The organism is Pyxidicoccus xibeiensis (genome assembly GCF_024198175.1).
GTDB lineage: Bacteria > Myxococcota > Myxococcia > Myxococcales > Myxococcaceae > Myxococcus > Myxococcus xibeiensis.
This window is the reverse complement of the sequence record NZ_JAJVKV010000006.1, coordinates 1-23,843: the sequence shown is the minus strand read 5'-3', so window position 1 is coordinate 23,843 and position 23,843 is coordinate 1. Positions and strand designations below refer to the sequence as shown.

Here is a 23,843-nt window from a genome sequence, read left to right as displayed (position 1 = left end):
ACGGCGGACTCATCCGACGCCGCCATGCACGGGACCTGACACGGCCGAAGCGGGCGCGAGCGTTGCGCCACCTCGAGGCCTCTCGGGAACTCTCGTCCTCTTCAGGAGCCTGACGCCCGCGCCAGGTGGAGCCTGACGCGGGCGTATTTTCAGGCCGTGCTACTCGACCGCGAGCCGGCCGATGGCGAACCCGCTGCCATCCACCACGTCGGTGCCGAGCTTGTCGCGCAGCAGCGCCTTGAACTTCGGCCCCAGCGCGGCGCCGTCGAACACCACGCCGGACGTGGCGCCGGGCCGCAGCTCCAGCTGCACCGTGTAGAGGACCGCGCCCGCCGGAATGGCCGAGTCGTCCGCCACCGCGCCCGGGCCCGCCGCCTTCTGGCTCTGGCCGCTGGAGAGCACGCCCGCCAGCGGACCGCTCGACGGCAGCCGGCCAAAGGCAGCGGTGGGGGCCGTGCCCGCGGGCAGCGCCGTGCCCGGCACCATGACGTTGGCCCCGGCCTGCACGAGGCTCGCGTCCAGCGGCAGGTTCATGCCCACCGAGTAGCCCGTGAGCGCCTCCTGGGCCACCAGGTCCAGCACCACAGAGGTGTCGGTGGAGGCCGGGTTGCGCACCAGGGCAATGCGCCTGCTCGCGGCCGGCGCCGTGTAGACGAGCCGGGTGCCGGCGACCACCGCGTCGAAAGCCGCGCTGGTGGCGCCCGTGAGGCCCTCCGTGCTCGCGATGAGCGTGTAGCCCGTGCCTTGCGCGTCTACCGCGAGGTCCGTGAAGGCCGCCACGCCGCTGGAGGCCGGAGCGGTGAGGGTGCCCGCCAGCGTGGCGTTGGAGGGGTTGTTGCCCAGGGCCACGGTGATGCTGTCCGAGGCGCCCGTGGCGACGTTGCCGAAGGCGTCCTGCACCGCCACCCGCACCGCCGGGCTCACGGCCTGTCCGACGAAGACGCGCGTGGGCTGGACGGTGAAGACCAGCCGGGTCCCCGCGCCCGGCGCGACGGCGAAGGCCGTGCTGGTGGCGGTGGCCAGCCCCGTGGCGGTGGCGGTGAGGGTGTAGCCCGTGCCGGCCCTCGCCAGGGACACGCCCGGGAAGGTGGCCACGCCGCCCGTCGCGCCGAGGACGGTGGTGCCCGCCAGCGTGCCGCCGCCCGGGTTGTTGCCCAGGCCCAGGGTGATGCTCGCGGTGGAGGTCACCGGGTTGCCATTCGCATCCTGCACGCTCACCTGCACGGCCGGGTTGAAGGCCACGCCCGCGGGCGTGTCACCTGGCTGCACCGTGAAGGCGAGCCGCGCGGCCGCGCCCGCCGTCACGTTGAAGCCGGTGGAGGTGGTCGTGGGCAGGGTGCCGGAGGACGCCACCAGCGTGTAGCCCGTGCCCACCTTGTCCAGCGTGAGGTTGGAGAAGGTGGCCACGCCGCTGACCGTCGTCGCGGACAGCGTGCCGCCTAGCGCGGCGTTGCCCGGGTTGTTCCCCAGGGCCAGGGCCACCGTGGAGGCAGTCGTCGCGGCCGGGTTGCCCAGGGCGTCCTGCACCGTCACCCGGACGGTGGCGAGAGTGGCGCCCGAGACGACGCTCGCCGGCTGCGCGGTGAAGGCCAGCTGGCTGGCGGGGCCCGCCGTCACGTTGAAGAGGGCGGAGGTGGTGCCCGTCAGGCCAGGCGACGCCGCCGCGAACCGGTAGTTGTTGGCCACCCGGTTCAGCGTCAGGCCCGGGAAGCTGGCCACGCCGTCCACCGCCGCGACAGTGCGGGTGCCACCCAGCGTGGAGCCGCCCGGGTTGGTGGACATCGAAATCGTGATGGATGCCGTGGAGGTCGTCACCACGTTGTTGAAGCCGTCGCGCACGCTCACCTGGACGTCCGGGGTGATGGCCGCGCCGGCCGTCACCACGTTGGGCGGGTTCCGGTGGAACGCCAGCGAGGTGGCCGCGCCCGGCGTCACGTTGAACGCGGCGCTGGTGACGGTGGGGAAGCCGGTGGCCGCCGCCGTCAGCGTGTAGCCCACGCCCGTCCGGGTGACGGACAGGGTGGAGAAGGTGGCCACGCCGTTCACCGTCGTCACCGTCCGGGTGCCGTTGAGGATGCCCACGCCCGGGTTGTTGCCGAAGGCCACGGTGACGCTCGCGCTGGGGGTGGACACCGTGTTGCCCTGCGAGTCGGTGACCCGCACCGTCACCGCCGGGGCGATGGCGATGCCGGCCGCGACGCTGGAAGGCTGTGCGTCGAAGGCGAGCCGGCTGGCGGCGCCCACCGTTACGTTGAACGCGGCGGAGGTGGCGCTGAGGCCCGCCCCGCTCGCGGTGAGGGTGTAGCCCGTGCCCACCCTCCCCAGGGCCACGCCCGGGAAGGTGGCCACGCCGCCCGTAGCGCTCACCGTCAGCGTCCCGGACAGTGTGCCGCCCGAGGGGTTGTTGGCCAGGGTGAGCTGGACGTCGGCGGCGGTGGTCGTCGCCAGGTTGCCGTAGATGTCGCGCAGGTCCACCGCCACCGCGGGGGTGAAGGCGGCGCCGGCCACGAGGTTGGAGGGCTGCGTGGTGAAGGCCAGGACGCTGGCCGGCCCGGGCAGGATGTCGAACTGCTGGGAGGTGGCACCTTCGGAGTTCGGGCTGTAGAAGCGCAGGCGCCGGCCCTGGGCAGCCTTCGTCAGCGACAGGTCATCGAAGCGGGCGACGCCCGCCACCGCGTTGACCCGGGTGGTGCCACGCAGCGTCTCCTCGACGGGGTGGTCCAGGAGCTCCGCGACCACCGGACCGGTGTAGTGGGTGACCAGGTTGTCGTACTCGTCACGCACCTCCACCTCCAGGCCCTTCGCCAGCGGCTCGCCCGCCGTGGTGGTGGCGGGCTGGCTCCGGAGGACGGCGTACCTGGGAGGGCCCGGGATGATCTCCACAGGCGCGGACGTGGCGCTCTCCAGCGAGGGGCTGGAGGCGATGAGGGTGAAGGTGCCGACCTGGTGCACGGAGAGGTCCGAGAAGCCGACGTTGCCCGCGTCCGTCCGGGCGGTGGTGACTCCCACCAGCGTGGCGCCGCCGCTGAGGGTCAGGGTGATTTCGCCCGTGCCGTCCAGGACGTAGTTGCCGTGGGCGTCCACCATTCCCACGTTCACCACGCTGACGAAGCGCTCGTGGGTGACCTCGCGGGTGGGCTGGTTGAAGAAGACCAGGCCCTTCGCCGGCCCCGGCCCCACGTCGAACGGGCGGCTGGTGACGAAGTCCACGCCCTGCGCCCTGGCGAGCAGCGTGAAGCCGTAGCCGACCTTGTCGAGCGACAGGTCGGGGAAGCTCGCCACGCCATCCACCGTGGTGGCGGTGCGGGTGCCGGAGAGCGTGCCATTCGGGATGTTGACGCCCAGCTCCACCGTGATGGACACGGGCTGCGTCACCCGGTTGCCGGCCTCGTCCAGCGCGGCGACCGCGACGGTGGGGGAGAAGGTGCCGCCGGCCGCCAGCAAGCCGGGCTCCTGCGCGAAGGCGAGCTTCTTCACCACCGGGGTGGGCGGCGGGTTCTGCGGGGGCTTGGAGCCGCCACCGCAGCCGCTCAGGATGAGGGCGCCCGTGAAGACGAGCAGGGCCAGGTTCTTCAGGCTCAAGGGGAACATCTCCAGGGAAGGAGGGGAGGAGGCGCGGCTCACGGGCGGCCTCCGATGCGGTTGAGCAGCTCGGTGAGGTCGGCGGAGTCCGTGCCGTTCACCGCGCCGGTCATGTCGGTGTTCCAGTCGTAGTAGGGGCGCGCGGTGGTGGACGGGTCCGTGCCCAGCCGGCTGGCGGCGGCGGCCAGGTCCTCGAAGTCGAGCTGCTGGTCGCGGTTCCAGTCTCCGTTGCCGCTGACGCCCTTCTCGGCGGTGGCGGACGGGTAGATTTCCCACAGGCCACGCCCGTAGGTGCCCACGCGCATCATCGCGCCGGTGCGGCTGATGAACATGTCCGTCACGCTCACCAGCGGCAGGCCGTTGCCGAAGCGGTGCCACGTCTGGCCGCCGTCGGTGGTGCGGTACACGCCCAGCTCGGTGCCCACGTAGAGCGTGTTGTTGGTGAGGTCCGACGGGTCGTACTTCACGGCGTTGATGCCCACGTTGGGCAGGTCCGCGCCGGTGCCGTTGCCGTGCAGCGGGGCCCACGTGGCGCCGCGGTCCTGGGTGATGAAGAGGTGGCCCAGCGCGTCCGGCACCACCGTGAGGCCGTCCAGCGCCTGGGGCGCCGCGCTCGCCGCCACGTACACGTCCCCCAGGTTGCGGCCCGCGGGGGTGGTGGGCGGGAAGGCCACCTGCGTGGTGTAGGAGACCTGCTCGTCCAGGGTGATGCTGCCGTTGCCGTTGACGTCGAAGCCCAGGATGCTGCTGCGCGTCCACGTGCAGGCGGTGGTGGTGCCCTGGCAGTTGCTGGTGACGTAGAAGCGGCCGCCGGACATGGCCACGCCGTACACGCCGTCATGGTTGGCGGACGTGGAGATGAGCCGCGTGAAGCCGGTGAGGCACGGGCTGATGGCCTGCCAGGTGGTGCTCGTCCCGCTGATGCGGTGCACGCCGTAGTCGGTGAGCGTCAGCACCGTGTTGACGCTGGGGCTGGCGGTGGCCGCCGCATAGCGGATGAGGAACGGCTGGGCGTCGCCGCCGGTGCAGCCGACCACCGTCGAGGCGTTGCGCGTGGTCCACGCGGTGCCGGAGTTGCAGAAGCTGTTGGCGGCGGTGGGCACGCAGAAGCGGCGGCTGCCGTTGACGCTCGCCCAGTAGATGGTGCTGCCGGACGCCGTGTCCCTCGCGGCCGTGGCGCCGAAGCCGTCGCCGCCGATGACCTGGTTGAAGGTGGTGGAGGCGGCGCCCGCGGCCGGGTCCCGGAAGCGCGTGCCGTTGTCCTGCAGGCCGGTGTAGGCCAGGTACGGGTTGCCCGTGGCCGGGTCCCCCGAGGCCACCGAGTAGCTCAGGTGCGTGACGATGCCCCGGTTCTGCCCGTTCCACACCACCTGCGTCGGCGTGCCGCTGAAGAGGTTGGTGGAGACGTAGAGGCCGCCGTCGGTGCCCGCCATGGCGACGTATCCCGTGCCGGTGCGGACGATGCGCGCCTGCTGCCAGTCCGCGTGCACGTAGTCCAGCGTGCCGCCGGTGACGGACGCGCCGCCGCCGCTGGGCAGCCAGTGGGCCACGTTCTCCCAGGTGGGCGAGGCGGCCAGGCCGTTGGTGGTGCGCAGGCCGCACAGCATGCCGCCCGCCAGGACGTTGTTGTTGTTGGCGGGGTCGACGGCCAGCGCCGCGTTGTACCAGGCCTGCGCGCTGTTCACGTTGACGGTGGTGCAGTCCGTCGAGGAGTTGGTGCGGTTGGCGAGCGTTCCGTTGATGGCCGTCCACGAGTTGCCCGAGTCCGGCGAGCGCCAGTAGCCCGCGCCCGCGGGGCCGTTGTACTCGTCCTGGTTGCCCAGCTGCGCGTACACCACCGTCACCGGCGGGACGGCGCCCGAGGGCGTGCCCGCCGCCAGGGTGATGCGGCCCACGGCGGTGGAGGGAAGGGTGCCGGCCGCGCGGCGCGAGCTCCAGGTGGCGCCCGCGTCGGTGCTCGTCCAGATGTCGCCCGGGTTGCCCGAGGTGCAGTCCACGTTCGCCACCTGGCCCACGCTCGGGTCCGGCGGCAGCGAGGCGGCGTCACACGCATACACGCCGCTGATGACCCAGCGGCTCACCCCGTCGACGGCGCCCGTATGGGCGATGTTCCACACGTTCTCCGGCCGCTGGGGGGCGGCGCTGTTGGGCAGGTCCACCAGGGTGAAGCTCGCGCCCCCGTCGGTGGAGCGGAACAGGCCCACGTCGGTGCCCGCCAGCACGATGCTGGCGTTGGCGGGGTCCGCCTTCACCGCGCGGATGCGCAGCGCCTTGACGGCCCTGCCGCCGGAGCCCGCGGGGTACTGGCCGGTCAGCCGCACCGGGGCGCTCCAGGTGGCGCCGCCGTCCTCCGTCTTCACCACGTGCCCGCCCGGGGTGTCCACGAAGTCACCCGTGCCCACGTAGAGCGTGTCCGGGTGGCTCGGGTCCAGGTCGAGCGCGCCGATGGCGAGGTTGCCCAGCGACTCGCTCACCGGATGCCAGGTGGGCGCCGCGACGCCGAAGTTGAAGGTCTTCCAGAGGCCGCCGCCGCTGGTGGACAGGTACACCACCTGCGGGTCCGCCGGGTGGACGGCGATGCCGGACACGCGGCCGGAGTCCACCTCGTTGTAGAGGGTGCCGTTGTACTGGAAGTTCGCGTTGGTGGGCCCCAGGTTCACCCACGACAGGCCGGACACGACGGCCTTGTTGGTGGCGGCCGGCGCCTTGAGCCAGTCCCACGCCGCGGGCGGCCGGGGCAGCATCCGCGCCCACCGCTTCGCCTCCGCGTGTGCCACCCGTGAGCGGTGCTCCAGCACCTCCGCGGTAGGCACGCCCCACATCATCCGTGCCGCAATCTGGCGGCGCAGCGGGTCGTCGCCCTCGGCCTCGCCCTCCTCGGGCTCCGCCTCCGCTCGCGAAGCGGCCAGCTCCGAGAGCACCTCCGGCGAGTGCTCTCCGGCACGCGCGTCGTGGAGGAAGTTGGCCATCTTCGTGCGCGCGTCGCGCGCCTTCCAGCGCTTGTACGCACTGGCACCTGAGGGCACGGCAACGACCGAGACCACCGCGACCGCGGAGGTCGCGACGAGCCACCGATAACGCTTGAGCAAGAAATGCCTCGTGAGGAGGGAAGGCGGGGGAAGCCCTACTCTCCGTCACGAAGACTCGGAACGTCAATACGGCAACATTGCAATGAGGTTGTCTCTGTAATTTATGGAGTTCCAGAGATTACGAGGGCTTGCGCGGCCGGGCTCAGGCGTCCGCGGGCAGGATGCGGGGGATGGTCCTGGCGGCGGAGCGCACCTGGGGACGGCGCCCGAGCGTACCCAGCCGGTCATGGGCGATGACGAGCAGGAGCGCATAGAAGCCGAGCGACACGAGCACGTGCCACCACGCATGGAACTGAGGGTTGGGAATGCCGTTGGCCGGGAGCGTCCCGTTCAGCGTGGGGCAGAACTGGATGTCGCTCAGCCACAGGACGATGGCGAGCGCATAGGCGCCGATGCCCAGCCGGAAGAGGCGCTTCGCGCGCGGGTCCGGGCTGCGCCGCTGGAGGAAGTAGGTGCGGCCGAGCGCGTAGAACTCCAGGGACGCGAAGCTCACCTGGAAGAGGAAGAACTGGGCCTGGCCCCGCGTGAAGGCCGTCAGGTACGTCACCAGCACCGCGTGCCCGAAGAGGGCCAGCGGCAGCCAGGTGCCGAAGCGCCGCTGGGGGCGGTTCTCCAGCAGGATGTAGACGATGACGATGGCGAGGTAGAGCATCGGCAGCTCGTCCAGCATCTGGTACTCGCGCAGCAGCGTGGCGTGGAACGCGGTGCTGCCCACGCCGACCACGGACAGCAGCGCGAAGGCCAGCAGGAACCGGCGCTCCAGCACGCCCCGGTGCAGCACCAGGCCGACGAGGCCCACCAGCACCAGCACCAGGCTGGACGCCGAGTTGAACAGCTCACCGACGTGGTGGAGGTGCTCGTAGTTGGTCTCGCACCAGTCCACCGTCGAGGTGCTCGGGCCCCAGAAGCCCGTCGTGGGTGCCGACATGGCGGCGGACCGTAGCGGGGTGGGGCCGCGGCGTCCAGGAAGCGAAGGAGCGGCGTGGCTCGTGCTACGCCAGCCGCTCTCGTGCCTTCTCCCGCTTAAGGGGCCTCGCGTCAGTGGACGCGGCCGGCTGGCAGGTTGGAGCGGGGAGGGAAGCCCCGCGGTGCGAGCAGCGCCTCGCCCACCGCGCCCGTCCTCACGGAGGGGTTCTGCGACACGCCACACACCAGGTTCTCCAGGTCCACCTCCCGCCGGCCCAGGTCGTTGAAGACGCGCGGCGCCGAGGTGATGCGGTCGGGCATGGGCGAGGGGCTGAAGAGGAACGGAGAGAGGAAGGCCTCCTGCCCTGGTGGGCGCGGCCCGACGTGGAGGAAGCCCGTGCGCGTCTCTCCCGCGTGGCAGCCGTTGCACGTGTTGAGCGAGAACTGGTGCCGCGCCTCCGGGTCCGTGCCCGGGGCCTGCCAGAAGAAGTCGAAGGGTGTCAGCGACGAGCCCGCGAGGAAGGGCTGGCCCTGGAAGAGGGGCGGCACCTCGTGCGTCCCCGCGAGGATGGCGGCCTGGTTCTGGTTGACGAAGTCCCTCACCAGGGGCGAGCCGTTGAGGAAGAACTCGGGCGTGAGCGCCACCGGCGCGGGGACGAGGCCCTGGGCGCCGAAGTGGAACTCGCGCAGCTCCCACTCGAAGTCCAGCGCGTTCTCGTTGGTGCGCACCTGGCTGATGGCGCTGCCCAGGAAGCCGCCCTGGGTCACGAAGGATTTCGTGAAGCGGTCCGTGAGCGCCTGGAGCTTCGCGTTGTAGGTGGGGTGGGACACGCCCAGTCGGCCCAGCTCGTGCCAGTCACGCGCCCAGCGCTGGATTTCCTCCGGGCCGCCGCCCGGCAGCGTGTACTCGAGGATGACGGTGAACGGGAGCGGGGTGCCGCCCGCGGACGTCACGCCGAACACGAAGCGTCCCTCGCCCGAGTGCACGCCCTCGCGCCGCAGGTCCATGCGGTTGACGATGGCCAGCAGCCGGAAGGGCGCGGTGCTGAAGTCCAGGGGCTGGCTGGCGCCGCCGCTGCGCGCCTCCCACGGACCGAGCACCATGGGCCTCATGCTCGTGCGGGCCGGCACGAAGGAAGGCCCGACGAGCTGATTCTGCTCCCAGGTGCGGAGCCAGGTGCGCACCAGCCCGGACGGGTCCATCCCGCCATTCATCTGGCGCATCAGCGTGCCGAACGTCCACGCGCCCGTCCCGGTGGTCCGCACGGGGTCCTCCACCACGGACAGCGCCGTGACGAGGAGCTCCTCGGGCGCGTCCACCTGGCACACCGCGCTGTCGCACGCGGTGGAGGACTCGCAGCCGTTGGCGGCGGCGCCGTCACAGTCGAAGGTGCCCACCGCGCAGCCCAGGCCACAGGTGCCCGCGCCGCAGACGGCACTCGCGGACGCCGCTCCGTCGCACGTCGTGCCGCACGCGCCGCAGTTCCCCTCGTCGGTCATCAAGTCCGCTTCGCAGCCGTTCGCCGGGTTCCCATCGCAGTCCCCCCGGCCCACCGGGCAGTCCGCCACGAAGGACACGCAGGAAGACGTGTTGCCCACCGCGTCGCGCGCCCTCGCGAACACCAGGAAGCCCACCTGCTCCTGCGTCAGCGGCAGCAGCACGCCGCCGCTCGTGTTCGCGACGACCTCGGTGCCGGACGGCACTTGCACGGTGCACGTCGCGTTGGAGAACAGCGCCACCCGCGCCCCGGGCTCGGTCTGGGCGCGCACCGCTCCGACGAAGGGCGGTGTCGGGAAGGGGATGATGCCGTCGATGACCGTGAGCCCCGGGGGGCTGGAGTCATTCACGTAGGTGACGGCAGCCGAGCAGGTGGAGGCATTGCCCGCCGCGTCCACGGCGCGTGCCGAGAAGGTCGTGGACTGGTTGGCGGAGACCGTCAGCGTGGAGGTGAAGGCACCGGTGGTGGCGTCGGCGGTGACGGTGGCCACCGAAGGCGCCACGCAGCCACTGCCCCGGAAAAGCGTCACCCCGGCGCTCTTCTCCGTGGTGCCTCCGAGCTGCGGCGTCAGGGACGTGCCCGGCGACGCGGGGGTGAAGCCCGTGAACACGGGGGTTGCGGGCACGACGTTGTCATGCCGGTAGCTGACGGCCTGCGAGCACGCGGAAGTGTTGCCCGCGGCGTCCACTGCCATGACGCTGAACGTCGCCGTCGTGTTGGCGCTCACGGAGACCGTGCGGAAGAAGGCGCCGTTCGCCGCGGCCACCGCGGTGCCGAGCGCCGTGCCCGAGCCCGCGCAGGAGCCCCCGGCGAAGTAGTGCACGGTGGCGCCGGCCTCGGTAGTGCCGGCGAGCACCGGCTGCGGGGTGTTGCCCGGCGACGCGGGGATGAAGCCCGTGAACACGGGGATGGCGGGCGCGATGGTGTCATGGCGGTAGCTGATGGCGGGAGAGCACGCGGACACGTTGCCCGAGGCGTCCGTCGCCGTGGCGCTGAAGGTGGCGGTGGTGTTGGGTGTCACGGTCAGCGCCTTGGAGAAGGCGCCACCCGCCGAGGCCACCACCGTGGCGACCGCAGTGCCCGCGCACGCGCTTCCGGAGAAGAGGCGCACGGTGGAGCTGGCCTCGGCGGTGCCGGCGAGCACGGGCTGCGTGGTGGTGGAAGGCGACGCGGGGCTGAAGCCCGTCAGCACGGGGCTGGCCGGAGGCGTCACGTCCATGACGCAGGTGAGGAGCTCCATGCGGCCCAGGGAGATGACCTCGATGCCCGTCCGGGCGTCGTTGTCGTCCGTCACGTGCAGCCGGTACGCGCTGTACGCGCCCGGTGAGGCCACCGCGTACTCCCGGCGCTCGGTCCAGCCCCAGTTGCCCTCGTTGCTACGCCTGTCCACCACCACCCACGCGGTGCCGTTCCAGCCCTCCAGCGTCCAGTTCCTCGGCGCGCGGGAGGTGAGGTCCCCATTGGCGAGCCTGAGGGCGTAGCGGGTAATCGTGCGGGTCCCGCTGGCCCACTCGTAGCCAAGCCAGACGGGCGCCTGCGAGGGGAAGGAAATCCACAGGGACGCGCCCGTGTCCACGGCGTCGAAGGCCTTCCAGCCCAGGGTGTCACCGTCGAAGACGCTGGACTGCGTCACCGTGCCGGAGGGCACCGTCGTGCCTGTCATGTCCGGGACTTCGTTCTTGATGACACAGGCGCAGCTGAGGAGCTCCAGGCGGCCGATGGAGATGGTCTCGATGCCGGCGCGGGCGTCGTTGTCGTCCGTGAAGCTCACGCGGTACTTGCGGTAGGCGCCCGGCGAGGGGACCGGGTACCGGCGCCGCTCGGTGCCGCCCCAGTTGACCTCGTTGTTGCGCGTATCCACCACGACCCAGGCGGTGCCGTTCCACCCCTCCAGCGTCCAGCTCTTCGGCGCCCGGGAGGTGAGGCCGCCATTGACGAAGGTGATGGCGTAGTGGGTCACCGTCCGCGCCGCATCCGGCCACTCGTAGGCGAGCCACGCGGGAGCCTGGCCCACCTGCGAGAGCCACATGGACGCGGCGGAGTCCACGGCGTCGAATGCCTGCCATGCCTCGTAGGACGCGCCGAGGACGCCCGAGCGCGTGACAGTGCCGGAGGGCGCCGTCGCCCCCGTCATCACCGGTACCAGGCTGTTGCCGCAGGCGAGGCCCTGGGCGGTGACGCCCGTCTCGCGGGAGGGCTCCGGCAGGGGAGGTGGGTCTTCCTCCTGGCAGCCCGGTGCTCCGGCCAGGGCCAGCGCCCCCGCCAGGAAGAGGCCGATTCTCGACGTGTGGAATGACATCCGTGTGCTCCTTGCCGCGGTCTGTACCGGTGGAATCAAGCGCTCACGCGCGGGTCGCGCGGATGCGGCCTTGATACCGGTGCGGCTGCACACGTCCGGGAGTGATGTGACGGAACCGCCGCGGCGGGGGACGAAGCCGCCGCCCCCGGGGACGAAGGCCGCGGGCCACCCACGCGCCGCTCACGCCTGGGACGTCCGGGGCAGCTCGACGACGAAGCGGGCGCCGCTTCCCGGCTCGCTCTCCACCCAGATGCGCCCGCCGTGCGCCTCCACGATGCGCCGGGTGATGAAGAGCCCGAGCCCCAGGCCGCCATAGTTGCGGGAGGAGGCCCGCTCGAAGCGCTCGAAGATTCGGGCCTGCGCCTCGTGGGGGATGCCCATCCCGTGGTCCTCCACGCGCAGCCGCGCCCTGTCCGGGAGGGGCACCAGCTCCAGGCGGATGGGCCTGCCAGCGCCGTACTTCATCGCGTTCGTCAGCAGGTTGAACATCACCTGCTCCAGCCGGAGCCGGTCCCACCGGCCGGGCACCGGCGTCTTCGCGGCGAGCTCGAAGTCGCAGCCGGCCCGCTCCAGCGGCTCGCGGAGGTGGTCCACGACGCCGCGGGCGACCTCGACCAGGTCCAGCTCCTCCAGCCGCAGGTCGATGCGGCTCTCGTTGATGCGCGAGACGTCGAGCAGGTGCTCCACCAGGTGCGCCAGGTGCCGCAGCTGCTCGTCGAAGACGGTCAGCATGCCCGCCACCTTCCCGGCGAGCTCGGGGCTGCCGGGCTGGCGCGCCAGCGTCCGCTGCATCTGCTGCGCGCGCAGCTTCATGGACGTCAGGGGCGTCTTCAGCTCGTGGGAGGCGATGGACAGGAACTCGTCCCGCGTGCGGATGGACTCCTGCGCCTTGCAGTAGAGCTGGGCGTTGTCGATGGCGTAGGCGGCCCGGCGTCCCAGCTCCTCGATGAGCGCCAGGTCCGTGACGGGGGAGGCGGCGTCCGCGTGCGCGAAGATGAGGGACAGCACGCCGAGGATGCGGTCCCTGGCGCGCAGCGGCACACAGAAGGAGGGCCTGTCCTGGAGCGTCCGGACCTCGTCCCATCGGGCGTCCTCCAGGGCGGCGGGGTCCAGCAGGCACCGCGACGTTCGCGAGGACTCCGAGCGCCCGGTGGCCATCACCCAGGCCGGCCCCTGGGGGGCGTCCGGCGTGGGAGGGTGGCGATGCAGGAACTCCCGCACCCTGGCGGCCCGGGCCGGCGAGCTGTCGGCGACGGCCACCGGTCGCAGGACGCCTTCCTCTCCCGGCATGAACACGATGCACAGGTCCGCCAGGGAGGGCACGGCCAGCTCGGCGACACGCTGGAGCGTGGCGCTGAAGTCGAGCGACGTCACCAGCTCCCGGCTGGCCTCGGCGAGGAAGCGCTGGGCCACCTCCATCCGCTTGCGCTCGGTGATGTCGGTGGAGATGCCGCAGACCGCGTACGTGGCCCCCGTGGAGTCGATGAGCGGGAACTTCTGCGTGAGGTGGGTGTGCAGCCCGTCTTCGTGGGGGATGCGCTCCTCCTGGACCAGGGGCGTGCCGGTCTGGAGGATGGACTGGTTGTTGCGGTGGAGGACCTCGGCGATGTCCTCGGGGAAGACGTCATAGACTGTCTTGCCGGCGACCTCCCGGCGGCTGCGGTGGAACAGGTGCTCCCACTCGCGGTTCACGAAGATGTAGCGCTGCTCCGGGTCGAGCAGGAAGAAGACCGCCGTCGCGTTGTCGAGGATGGCGCGCAGCCGCTTCTCGCTCTCGGCGAGCGCCTCGGCCGTCCGCTTCTGCTCCGTCACGTCGATGAGCACTGCGAGCGAGCGGAAGATGTGCCCTTTCGCGTCCCGCTCCGCGATGGCCGACAGGTGGACGTCGATGGGCTCGCCGTTCTTCTTCACGAACCGGTACGGGACGTCCTTGCAGGAGCCCGTCTTGAAGTACTCGGGGAGGACGACCTCGCGCGCGTACCGGCGGGACTCGGGCGTCATGAACTCCACGGAGCTGTGGCCGAGCACCTCGCCCAGCTCATAGCCGAGGGTGGTGAGCCAGAAGTCGCTCACGCTGATGAGCCGCCCCTCGCGGTCGATGGAGTGCATCATCACCGGGGTGCTCCGGTAGAGCGAGCGGTACTTCTCCTCCCCTTTGCGCAGCTCCTCCTCCGACTGCTTGAAGCGGGTGATGTCGCTGAAGACGGTGACCCCGCCGCGCAGCACGCCGGCCGCGTCCCGGATGGGCCGGGCGCTCGCCAGCAGCCAGGCCCCCGCCGGCCTCGCATCGCTCCTCAGGAACATCTCCGTCCGGCCCACGGACTCGCCCAGCATGGCACGTGCGAGGGGCATCTGCCCGATGGGGTAGGGCGTCACCTGGTCGGGAAGGTAGAGGCCGTACCGGTGGGCCCACTCCGAGAACGGCACGTCCATCGCTCCGACGCCCAGTATCTGCTCCGCCATCGGGTTGAAGAGGAGGAAGGCCCCGTCCTCGCCGACTGCCACCACCCCTTCGCTGATGCTGGCGAAGACCAGCTCCAGGAGGCGCCCCGAGCCGTGCGACTCGCCGTCCTGGCAGGCTGGCGCCTCGGCCCGAGCCACCTCGCGCCCCGCCCGCGGGTCCAGATGTTCTGGGCTGTCGTGCAGGCGAGCCATGGAGAGGTCACTCCTGGCTCAACGATGCTGATGGCACCCTCCGCCGCCAACCCTCTGCCGCCGGACGTGAACGCTGGCTGGGCTGTGTCAGGGACCTGGGATACACGGGGAAGCATGACCTCCAGACTCTCCCTGTTTCTATCCATCTCCACGGTCCTTCCTGTCCTCGTCAGCTGCGGGGCCCCTCCTTCCACCGAGCCGTCGCCCGCCGTCCTGATGTCCCAGACGCAGGCGCTGGCGGATGGCACGCCTGCCACCACGGGCGTGCTGGCCTTCCTCAATGACCGCTCCACCACGCTGGCCGTGCTGGACACGGAGGTGCCGCTGGACGTCCGCGCCGCGCAGGGCTTGATTGCCTGGCGCGCGGGGCCGGACGGCGTGGAGAACACGGCGGATGACCGGCGCTTCGTCTCCATCGCCCAGGTGGACGCGGTGCCCTACGTGGGCCCGGCGGCCCTGGCGGACCTGGAGTGGTACGCGCGGGGCACCGGCCGGGTGACGGAGCTGCCGGTGGACGCGCTGGTGGGCAGCTTCGATGGGGTGCCCTTCAACGTGGCAGAGGCCCGCCGCGCCCTGGAGGCCGCCAACACCCGGAGCGGCTCCAACCTGGCGACTGACTTCGGGCTTGCCCCGGCCGCGGTGCAGAGCATCCTGGCCGCGCGCCCCATTTTCCACATGGTGGAGCTGTCCCGGCTGGCCCACGTGGACTCCGCCGCGCTCAATCTCCTCAAGACCGGGACGCGGGCGGCTCCCGCCGGGGACCCGTGCACGGACCAGAGCACGTGCCAGGCCGGGCTCGTCTGTGAGGGCAGGCCCAATGACAACTCCAGCCCCTATGGCCGCTGCGTGGGCGCCCCGCCTCCGCAGACGGGCAATGGCACCTGCTCCGTCTTCGTGCCGTGCGACGCCGGCTACGTCTGCGCGGGCGTGCCGTCCGGCCTGTCGGAGGGCTGGTGCCGGCCCGCGTGGATGGCGGGGACGTTCACCCACTACGCGGACGTGACGCTTTCGTCGACGAGCCCGCTGGTGGAGACCTCCCAGCCGGTGGTGGGCCTGGCGACCGTGCCCGAGGACATCATCGTGGAGCTGGACCTGGCGCACACCGCGCCCCACCGGCTGGTGCTGACGCTGGTGGACCCGGGCGGGGACACGGCGCTGCTGTGGGACGGCCCCAACGAGGGGACGCCCCCGTCGCGCATCTCCGTCACGCGGGGCATCTCCCGTGATGCGTCCGTCAACGGGCGCTGGCGGCTGCGCATCGCCAACCCGGCGGGTGTGGGCAGCGGCACGCTGCGTGCGTGGAAGCTGAGCCTCACCAGCCGCTACGACTGACGCCGTCCCCCGCGCGCGCCTTTGACGGAGGCGCGCGCCTTGCTGGGGCTCCGGCGGTAGAGGAAGGGCCGCTCGATATGACAGAGTCGCCGGGCATCATTCTTCCCGCTAGAGGCCCAGGAAATGCGTCCAACGGTGTTGCTTGCAGTCCTTGCCGTGCTCTTCGTTTCGCGCAGCGCGCAGGCGGCATGTGAATGCTATCAGACAGACGGTAGCACTGACCCCTTCTATCTCAAGCTCACCCCTGTGGCATGCACGTCGACGCCATTCGGGTCCGTGTGGACCAAGCCGCGGAATCTGACGCAGGAAAGTGTCAACCTCCACCTCGCCGTGCCGGCGGGGTGGCAGTGGAATGGTTGTCTCTACGTTGACTTCACCCATCGGGGTGCCGACAACGTGCCTCGAATCGTGCTGTTCCACTCTGGTGTCCAAGGGTGCTCGAGCCAGCCCGCGAACGTGCAGACGGACCCGCTGCCCCCGGACTCCCCGCGCATGGCCGAGCATTGCCCCTTCCCCCTTCTTCAGGCGAAGACAACTGGCTTCGACTCATCATGCGGCGAGGCGGAAAGCGAAGCCTGGGCCCGAGCGTACGCAGAGGCCTCCAGCGTCTGCTCCGGGTATCCACCTGCACTTGGGTCCTGCAATGAGCAAGGCGAGGTCATCGAGTGCCGGAGGTCGCTCGGGTTCAGAATAGCAAGAGTTCAGATGTTCTATGCCTGCAAAGAGTTGCGGACATACAACCTCTGCCAGTAACTCCGCTGCTTTGGGTAGCTGTCTCGTGGCGCGTTCGGGCCCGGCGGAGGTGACTGCCTCCGTCGGGAGGGAGTGTGTCGGGTCTGACAGTCCGCTGGCCGACCGGAGCGGGCGGCATGGTGCCTGAGCGCCTCCATTCTGACGGAGGCGCGCGCTCCATCCGCTGTACATTGCGTCCGCACCGTGAGGAGGAGGACGCAATGGGTTGTTGCCACTACCACCCCGTGGGCGAGGGCTGTGACGGGGCCTTCACCGTGGATACGTCCCGAGTGACTTTCGGCCGGGGCTGCCTGGCGGAGGTGGGAGATCGGGCCCGCGCGCTGGGGATGAAGCGCGTGGCCCTGTTCAGCGACGCGCGCGTGGCGCGGCTGCCGCACTTCGAGAAGGTGCGCCAGTCGCTGCTCGCCGCCGGGCTGGACGTCGTCGTCTTCACCGACGTGCGTATCGAGCCCACGGACCAGTCCTTCCTGGAGGCCGCCCGCTTCGCGACGGAGGCGAAGCCCGACGGGTACGTCTCCCTCGGCGGCGGCTCGGTCATCGACACCTGCAAGGGCGCGAACCTCTACGCCACGTACCCGGCGGACTTCCTGACGTACGTCAACGCGCCCGTCGGCGCGGGCCGCCCGGTGCCTGGCCCGCTCAAGCCGCACATCGCCTGCCCCACGACGTCCGGCACGGGCAGCGAGGTCACCGGCATCACCATCTTCGACCTGCTGTCCATGGCGGCGAAGACGGGCATCGCCTCGCACGCGCTGCGCCCCACGGAGGCGCTCATCGACCCGGACTGCACCGACACCCTTCCCGGGGAAGTCGTGGCCGCCAGCGGGCTGGACGTCCTGTCCCACGCACTGGAGTCCTACACGGCGCGGCCGTACACGCACCGCCCCGCGCCCGCGAAGCCCTCGCTGCGGCCGATGAGCCAGGGCGCCAACCCGTGGAGCGACCTGGGCTGCCGCGAGGCGCTGCGCCTCATGGGCCTGTACCTGGAGCGCGCGGTGAAGGACGCGGCGGACACCGAGGCCCGGGAGCAGGTGATGTGGGCCGCCACCCTGGCGGGCATCGCCTTCGGCAACGCGGGCGTGCACGCGCCGCACGGCATGGCCTACGCGGTGGCCGGGCTGGTGCGGGACTTCCGCCCCTCGGGCTACCCTGACGACGAGCCCCTGGTGCCGCACGGCATGGCCGTCATCGTCAATGCCCCGGCCGTGTTCCGGTTCACCGCGGAGGTCAGCCCCGAGCGCCACCTGGAGGCCGCCCAGGGCCTGGGCGCGGACTCCCGGGGCGCCGCTCCCGGCGACGCCGGCGAGGTGCTGGCCCGGGAACTCATCCGCATCATGCGCGCGGTGGGCATGCCCAACGGGCTGGGCGGCGTGGGCTACACGGAGGCCGACGTCGGAGCCCTCACCGAGGGCGCCTTCCCGCAGCAGCGCCTGCTGCAGAACGCGCCGCGCGAGATGTCCCGCCCCGTCCTCACGGACCTGTTCCGTCAGGCGCTGAGCTACTGGTAGTCCCCTGGAGAGAGCCGTGTCCCAAGACGAGTCCGCGGACCGCTACCGCTACTTCCTGCCCATCACCACCCGGTGGATGGACAACGACGTGTACGGCCACATCAACAACGTCACGTACTACAGCTACTTCGACACCGTCGCGAACCACTACCTCATCCAGGAGGGCGGCCTGGACATCCACACCAGCCCCATCATCGGCCTGGTGGTGGAGTCGAAGTGTGCCTACCGCGCGCCGCTCGCGTACCCGGACCAGCTCCGCGCGGGGCTGCGCGTGGACAAGCTGGGCAACCGCTCCGTCACGTACGGCATCGGCATCTTCAAGGAGGGCGAGGCCCAGGCCGCCGCCCACGGCCACTTCGTCCACGTCTTCGTGGACCGCCAGACGCGTAAGGCCGTGGCCATGCCCGAGCGGCTCCGGGAGGCGCTCGCGCGCATCACCGTGGGTTGAGCGACTCGCGACGTGCGGGCGGGGCTCTCCGCGGTGAGCGGTGAGCCCCAGGCGCACTTTCGGAGGCTTCCTGCCTCACGCCCCTGTCAGCCGGCCTTCGTCACGTGGACCGGCGGCAGGCGCTGGGCCCACGGGCGGGCCTCCTCCAGCTGGCCGGCCAGGCGGAACAGCGTGGCCTCGTCGCCGAAGCGGCCGACGAACTGGAGGCCGATGGGCAGCCCCTCGCCGTTCCAGTGCAGCGGCACCGACATGGCCGGCTGGCCGGTGACGTTGAACACCGCGGTGAAGGGGATGAGGCTGAAGACGTACGCGTACCACTCCTCCGGCTTCCTGGGCACGGTGGCGTCCAGCACCCCGAGCTTGTAGGGCGGCACCGCCGCGGTGGGCGTCAGCAGCACGTCGTACTGCTGGAAGAAGGCGCCCATGATGCGGGACACCTGGTTGAAGCCGGCCAGCGCCGCCTGGAGGTCGGAGACCTTGAGGTTGCGGCCGTGCTCCACCACGGCGAGCGTCGTGGCCTCCAGGGTCTCGGGGCCCAGCGCACGGCCCGTCAGTTGGGAGAGTGGGACGGCCCAGCCCGCCATGGCCGAGGACCAGACCGTCGTCATCGCGGTGTTCAGCATCGCGGCGTCGTAGACGGGCGCGGCCTCCACCACCTCGTGGCCCAGCTCCGCGCACAGCTTCGCCGCGTCCTCGACGGCGGCGACACAGTCGGCGCTCACCGGCACGCCGGAGAAGGCCGTCCGGCACAGGGCGATGCGCAGCTTCCCGGGCTTGCGGCGGACCTCCTCGAGGAAGGGGCGCTGAGGCGGGGGCGCGTAGTAGGGGTCGCCGGGCTCCGGCTCCCAGGTGGCGTCCATCATCGCCGCGCTGTCGCGCACCGTGCGGGACACCACGTGCTCGATGCCCATGCCGTTGAGCGCCTCACCCATGTCCGGACCGATGGAGATGCGGCCGCGGGTGGGCTTCAGGCCGAACAGGCCGCAGTGCGCGGCGGGGATGCGGATGGAGCCGCCGCCGTCGTTGGCGTGGGCCACGGGGACGATGCCCGCCGCCACCGCCGCCGCGGAGCCGCCGCTGGAGCCGCCCGGGCTGCGCTCCAGGTTCCAGGGGTTGCGCGTGGGGCCGTGGAGGACGGGCTCGGTGGTGGCGTTGTTGCCGAACTCGGGGGTGTTGGTGCGGCCCACCGTCACCAGCCCCGCGCGCTTGAGGCGGGCCATCAGCGCGGTGTCGGTCGGGAACACCGTGCCCCGGGCCAGCCGGCTGCCCATGTCCGTGGGCACGCCCGCGGCGTGAGCGACCAGGTCCTTGATGAGGAAGGGCACGCCATGGAACGGGCCGTCCGGTACGCCCTGCTTCAGGGCCTCCCGCGCCTGGGCGTCGCGCACGTCGATGACGGCGTTGAGGCGCGGGTTCACCCGGGAGATGGCGGCGACCGCGGCCTCCAGGAGCTCCTCGGGCTTCACCTGCTTGCGGCGAACCAACTCCGCCAGTCCCATTGCGTCGTAGCGGCTGTAGTCATCCAGGTGCATGAAGTCCTCGCAGGCGCTCGGGTGGAAGGAGGCGCTCCGGGCGCTGCACGGAGGATAACCGCTGGGCTCCCGAACACACTCCCGGTGCGTGCGTTGAATCCGCCCCCACCGGCGTGCTACGGCCCACGGCCATGAGCGACGAGAGCAAGGCCACGACGGGCCAGTCTCCCAAAGCGCACCACGCCGAGGACACTGTCCCCCGTCTCACGACGGACTCCCCCCTCTTCAATGCGGTCCCCGCGGAGCTGGACTTCCCCGCGGAAGAGCGCCGCATCCTCTCCTTCTGGAAGGAGCGCCGGATTTTCGAGCGCTCCCTGGAGGCCCGCGAGGGGGCTCCCACCTTCGTCTTCTACGAGGGACCGCCCACCGCCAACGGCCTGCCCCACAACGGCCACGTCCTCACGCGCGTCATCAAGGACCTGTTCCCCCGCTACAAGACGATGCAGGGCTTCCAGGTGCCAAGGAAGGGTGGCTGGGACACGCACGGCCTGCCCGTGGAGGTGGAGGTCGAGAAGGAGCTGCGCATCCACGGCAAGGCGGAAATCGAGCGCTACGGCGTGGAGCCCTTCACCGAGCGCTGCATCGAGTCCGTCTTCCGCTACACCACCGAGTGGGAGCGGCTCACGGAGCGCATCGGCTTCTGGGTGGACTTGAAGGAGGCGTACGTCACCTACCACCGCAGCTTCGTGGAGAGCGTGTGGTGGGCGCTGGCCGAGCTGTACCGCAAGGGCCTGCTGTACCAGGGCCACAAGGTGGTGTGGTGGTGGCCCAAGGGCGGCACCGCGCTGAGCGCCGCGGAGGTGGGCCTGGGCTACAAGACGGTGGACGACCCGAGCGTCTACGTCGCCTTCCCGCTGCGCGACACGCCGGACACCGCGCTGCTCATCTGGACCACCACGCCCTGGACGCTGCCGTCCAACATGTACGCGGCCGTCAACCCGGCCCTGGACTACGTCACGGTGGACGCGGGGGACCGCAAGCTCATCCTCGCCGCCGGCCAGCGGGACGAGCTGGCGAAGAAGCTCAAGAAGGACCTGCCCGTGCTCGCCACGCACAAGGGGCGCGAGCTGGTGGGCCTGCGCTACGTGCCGCCCTACGACGTGTACCACCAGCGCGCGGGCGACGTGACGCTGCCCCTGAAGGTGGGGGGCACGGAGGTCATGGCGTGGCGCGTGGTGGGCGCGGACTTCGTGGCGCTCGGCAGCGGCACGGGCATCGTCCACACGGCGCCGGCCTTCGGCGAGGACGACTACGAGGCCTTCCGCGCGGACCGCGAGCGCTTCGCCCAGCCGGACGCGCTGGAGCTGTTCTGCGCGGTGAAGCCGGACGGCACCTTCTCCGACGAGTTGACGCTGGTGGCCGGCCGCTTCGTGAAGGACGCGGACAAGGAGCTGCAGCGCAACCTCAAGGAGCGCGGGCTGCTGGTGCACGCCGAGCAGTACCGGCACGAGTACCCGTTCTGCTGGCGCGCGGATGACGACCCGCTCATCCAGTACGCCCGGCCCGCCTGGTACATCCGCACCACCTCCGTCATCGACCGGGCCATCGCCAACAACCGCGCGGTCAACTGGGTGCCCGAGCACATCAAGGAAGGCCGCTTCGGCGACTTCCTCGCGAACAACGTGGACTGGGCCCTGTCCCGCGAGCGCTACTGGGGCACGCCGCTGCCCCTGTGGGTGCACTCGGAGACGGGCGAGGTGGAGGCCGTCCCCTCACTCCAGGCCCTGCGTGAGAAGCCGGGCAGCACCCTGGGCGCGGTGGAGGCCGAGCTGGCCGCCTTCCTGAAGGGCAAGCCGCACGAGGCCAACGCCGAGCACCTCATCGCCCACAAGCCGTGGATCGACAAGGTGACGTACGAGAAGCCCGGCACCCCGGGTCGCTTCCGGCGCGTGCCCGAGGTGGTGGACGTGTGGTTCGACTCGGGCTGCATGCCCTTCGCGCAGTGGGGCTTCCCGCATGCGCCGGGCTCGCGCGAGGCCTTCGACCGCACCTTCCCCGCGGACTTCATCTCCGAGGCCATCGACCAGACGCGCGGCTGGTTCTATTCGCTGCTGATGGTGAGCACGCTCCTCTTCGACGAGGAGACGCAGCGGCGCATGGGCCTGTCACCCCCGCGCGGGCTGCCGCACCCGTACAAGAGCTGCATCGTGCTGGGCCACGTCTCGGACAAGGAGGGCAAGAAGGAGTCCAAGTCCAAGGGCAACTACACCCCGCCGGAGATCATCCTGGACGAGGTGCGGATGGACTTCGCGGTGCTCTCGGCCACGGAGGCCGGTGCGCCCGGTGAGGCCGGCGTGGCGCTCATCGCCCGCGAGGACCTGGAGGGGCTGGACCTCCAGGAGGGCGCGAGCGTGCGGCTGTTCCGCCCGGACCGGCCGGACGTGGCCGTCCCCGTGACGGTGAAGGCGCACAAGAAGCTCAAGCGCCGGGTGATGCTGCTGGCTCCCTCGGAAGTGCAGGCGCTCGGCGTGGCGCCGTCCTCGAAGGGTGCGGACGTGATGCCGGTGGAGGTGCCCCGGCTGGCACCCTCCGCGCGCGTGGTGCTGCAGGACCCGTCCACCCGCGCTCCCGGCGCGGACGCGTTCCGCTGGTTCTTCTACGCGGCGAGCCCCACCTGGTCCAACACCCGGCACTCGCTGTCCAACGTGCGGCTGCTGCAGAAGGACTTCCACGTCAAGCTGCGCAACGTCTACGCGTTCTTCACCATCTACGCGAACATCGACGGCTTCAACCCGGCGGCGGGCAACGCGGACGCCTCGGACGCGCCGTGGAAGGCCACCCGCCACAGCCAGGGCTGGCGCGAGGTGAAGGCGCGGCCGGTGCTGGACCGGTGGATTCTCTCCGAGGTGCAGCTGGCGCTGCGGGACGTGTCCCGCTCGCTGGACGGCTACCAGGTGTATGACGCGGCCCAGCGCCTGGTGGCGCTCGTGGACGCGCTGTCCAACTGGTACGTGCGCCGGGGACGCTCGCGCTTCTGGGCGCCGGGCTTCGAGCAGGACAAGCAGGACGCGTACTTCACGCTGTACGAGACGCTCACCACGCTGGCGGCGCTGGCGGCGCCCTTCATCCCGTTCTTCGCCGACGAGATGTGGGGCAACCTGGTGCGCAAGCCGTGGCCTGAATCGCAGCCGGAGAGCGTGCACCTGGCGCGCTTCCCGGAGGCGGACGTGAGCCTCATCGACGAGGCGCTGGCGGCGGAGATGGGCGCGGTGCGCGAGCTGGTGTCACTGGGCCTCAAGGTGCGCACGGACAACAAGCTGAAGGTGCGCCAGCCGCTGTCGCGCGCGGACGTCATCCTCGCGCGCAGGGAGCTGACCGAGCGCGTGGCGGTGTACCGGGAGCTCATCGCGGACGAGCTGAACGTGCACGCGGTGCACTTCGTGGAGCCGGGCAGCCCGGAGGCGGACGTGGTGCGCTACCGGGTGCGGCCCCAGCTGCGGGCGGTGGGCAGCCGGCTCGGGCCGAAGCTGGCGCCGGTGCGCAAGGCGTTCGACTCGGCGGATGGCCGCGTGCTGCACCGTGAGCTGCTCCAGACGGGGCAGGTGGCGATGACGGTGGGCGGCGAGGCGCTGGTCTTCCCCGCCGAGGAGCTGGAGACGCTGGTGGAGGCCCAGCCCGGCTACGCGGCGGCGGGTGCCGGGGTCGGCGTGGTGGTGCTGCACACCGAGCTGACAGAGGCGCTGGTGGACGAGGGCCTGGTGCGCGAGCTGCTCGCTCGCGTCCAGGCGGCGCGCAAGGACCTGGCGCTGGGCTATTCGGACCGCATCCGCGTGTGGGTGGACGGCGACGCGCGGGTGAAGCGCGTGACGGAGGCCTCCCGGGAGCTCATCTCCCGGGAGACGCTGGCCGCTGAGCTCCACGTGGGCTCCGAGGGGCTCACCGGCCAGGAGGAGGAGGTCAGCCTCAACGGCCTGCCCGCCAGGGTCCGCGTCGAGCGGGCCTGAGGCGAGGCTCCGCGTCGCGGGAGGCCCGCTCGCTCCAGGTGAGCGGGCCCTCGTGGGGCCAGGGCGGTCTGTCGCGGAGGTGTCCCGCTTCAGGTGAGGGCGCTCATCCTGAGCGGGGCGCATGGGGCAGGGCCCCTACCGGCGGAGCATGGCGCAAACCTGTCCGACAGTCAGACCGTCGAAAAAGGGGGGGGAGATGCTCAGGGTAGGAGCCGAAGCGCTCGACTTCTTGAGTATGGCGTGGTTGTCGAGGAGGGGTGAGAGCCAAGGGCGCGAAGAAGCGGCGGGCCAGGGAA

General features: G+C 71.2%; 10 protein-coding genes. 4 read left to right on the top strand and 6 right to left on the bottom strand.

Features of this window, described 5'->3' with window-relative positions:
* Positions 1 to 159 precede the first annotated feature (159 nt).
* The 5 genes from LXT23_RS26870 to LXT23_RS26850 form a co-directional block, all read right to left on the bottom strand.
* Complete coding sequence (locus LXT23_RS26870) at positions 160 to 3,582, bottom strand: hypothetical protein (protein ID WP_253983169.1); 3,423 nt, start codon at positions 3,580 to 3,582, stop codon at positions 160 to 162.
* A 38-nt stretch (positions 3,583 to 3,620) separates the two neighbouring features.
* On the bottom strand, positions 3,621 to 6,671 hold the full coding sequence (locus LXT23_RS26865) for a beta propeller repeat protein (protein ID WP_253983168.1): 3,051 nt from the start codon (positions 6,669 to 6,671) through the stop codon (positions 3,621 to 3,623).
* A 142-nt stretch (positions 6,672 to 6,813) separates the two neighbouring features.
* Entirely contained in the window at positions 6,814 to 7,599 is a 786-nt protein-coding gene (locus LXT23_RS26860) for a ceramidase (protein WP_253983167.1), read from the bottom strand.
* Between the two features lie 110 nt (positions 7,600 to 7,709).
* Positions 7,710 to 11,375: an Ig-like domain-containing protein gene (locus LXT23_RS26855; RefSeq protein ID WP_253983166.1), complete on the bottom strand. Its 3,666-nt coding sequence runs from the start codon at positions 11,373 to 11,375 to the stop codon at positions 7,710 to 7,712.
* 180 nt (positions 11,376 to 11,555) lie between these two features.
* Positions 11,556 to 14,030: a sensor histidine kinase gene (locus tag LXT23_RS26850; RefSeq protein ID WP_253983165.1), complete on the bottom strand. Its 2,475-nt coding sequence runs from the start codon at positions 14,028 to 14,030 to the stop codon at positions 11,556 to 11,558.
* A 114-nt stretch (positions 14,031 to 14,144) separates the two neighbouring features.
* On the opposite strand from LXT23_RS26850, the gene LXT23_RS26845 reads away from it, so the two are divergent.
* From LXT23_RS26845 to LXT23_RS26835, 3 genes are all read left to right on the top strand, one after another.
* Positions 14,145 to 15,362 carry a proprotein convertase P-domain-containing protein gene (locus LXT23_RS26845; protein WP_253983164.1) on the top strand — a complete coding sequence of 406 codons (1,218 nt, stop codon included), beginning with the start codon at positions 14,145 to 14,147 and terminating at the stop codon, positions 15,360 to 15,362.
* A 953-nt stretch (positions 15,363 to 16,315) separates the two neighbouring features.
* A complete protein-coding gene (locus LXT23_RS26840) occupies positions 16,316 to 17,623 on the top strand; it encodes a hydroxyacid-oxoacid transhydrogenase (protein WP_253983163.1) in 1,308 nt (435 codons plus the stop codon).
* Positions 17,624 to 17,639: 16 nt separating this feature from the next.
* Positions 17,640 to 18,071 (top strand): acyl-CoA thioesterase, encoded by a 432-nt coding sequence (locus LXT23_RS26835; protein ID WP_253983162.1) that lies wholly within the window; start codon positions 17,640 to 17,642, stop codon positions 18,069 to 18,071.
* A gap of 86 nt (positions 18,072 to 18,157) precedes the next feature.
* Here the strand turns inward: LXT23_RS26835 and LXT23_RS26830 are convergent, their stop codons facing one another.
* Entirely contained in the window at positions 18,158 to 19,603 is a 1,446-nt protein-coding gene (locus tag LXT23_RS26830; RefSeq protein WP_253983161.1) for an amidase, read from the bottom strand.
* Positions 19,604 to 19,734: 131 nt separating this feature from the next.
* Here LXT23_RS26830 and ileS point away from each other — a divergent pair, with 131 nt between their 5' ends.
* Positions 19,735 to 23,547 (top strand): isoleucine--tRNA ligase, encoded by a 3,813-nt coding sequence (gene ileS / locus LXT23_RS26825; protein WP_253983160.1) that lies wholly within the window; start codon positions 19,735 to 19,737, stop codon positions 23,545 to 23,547.
* Positions 23,548 to 23,843: the final 296 nt, after the last annotated feature.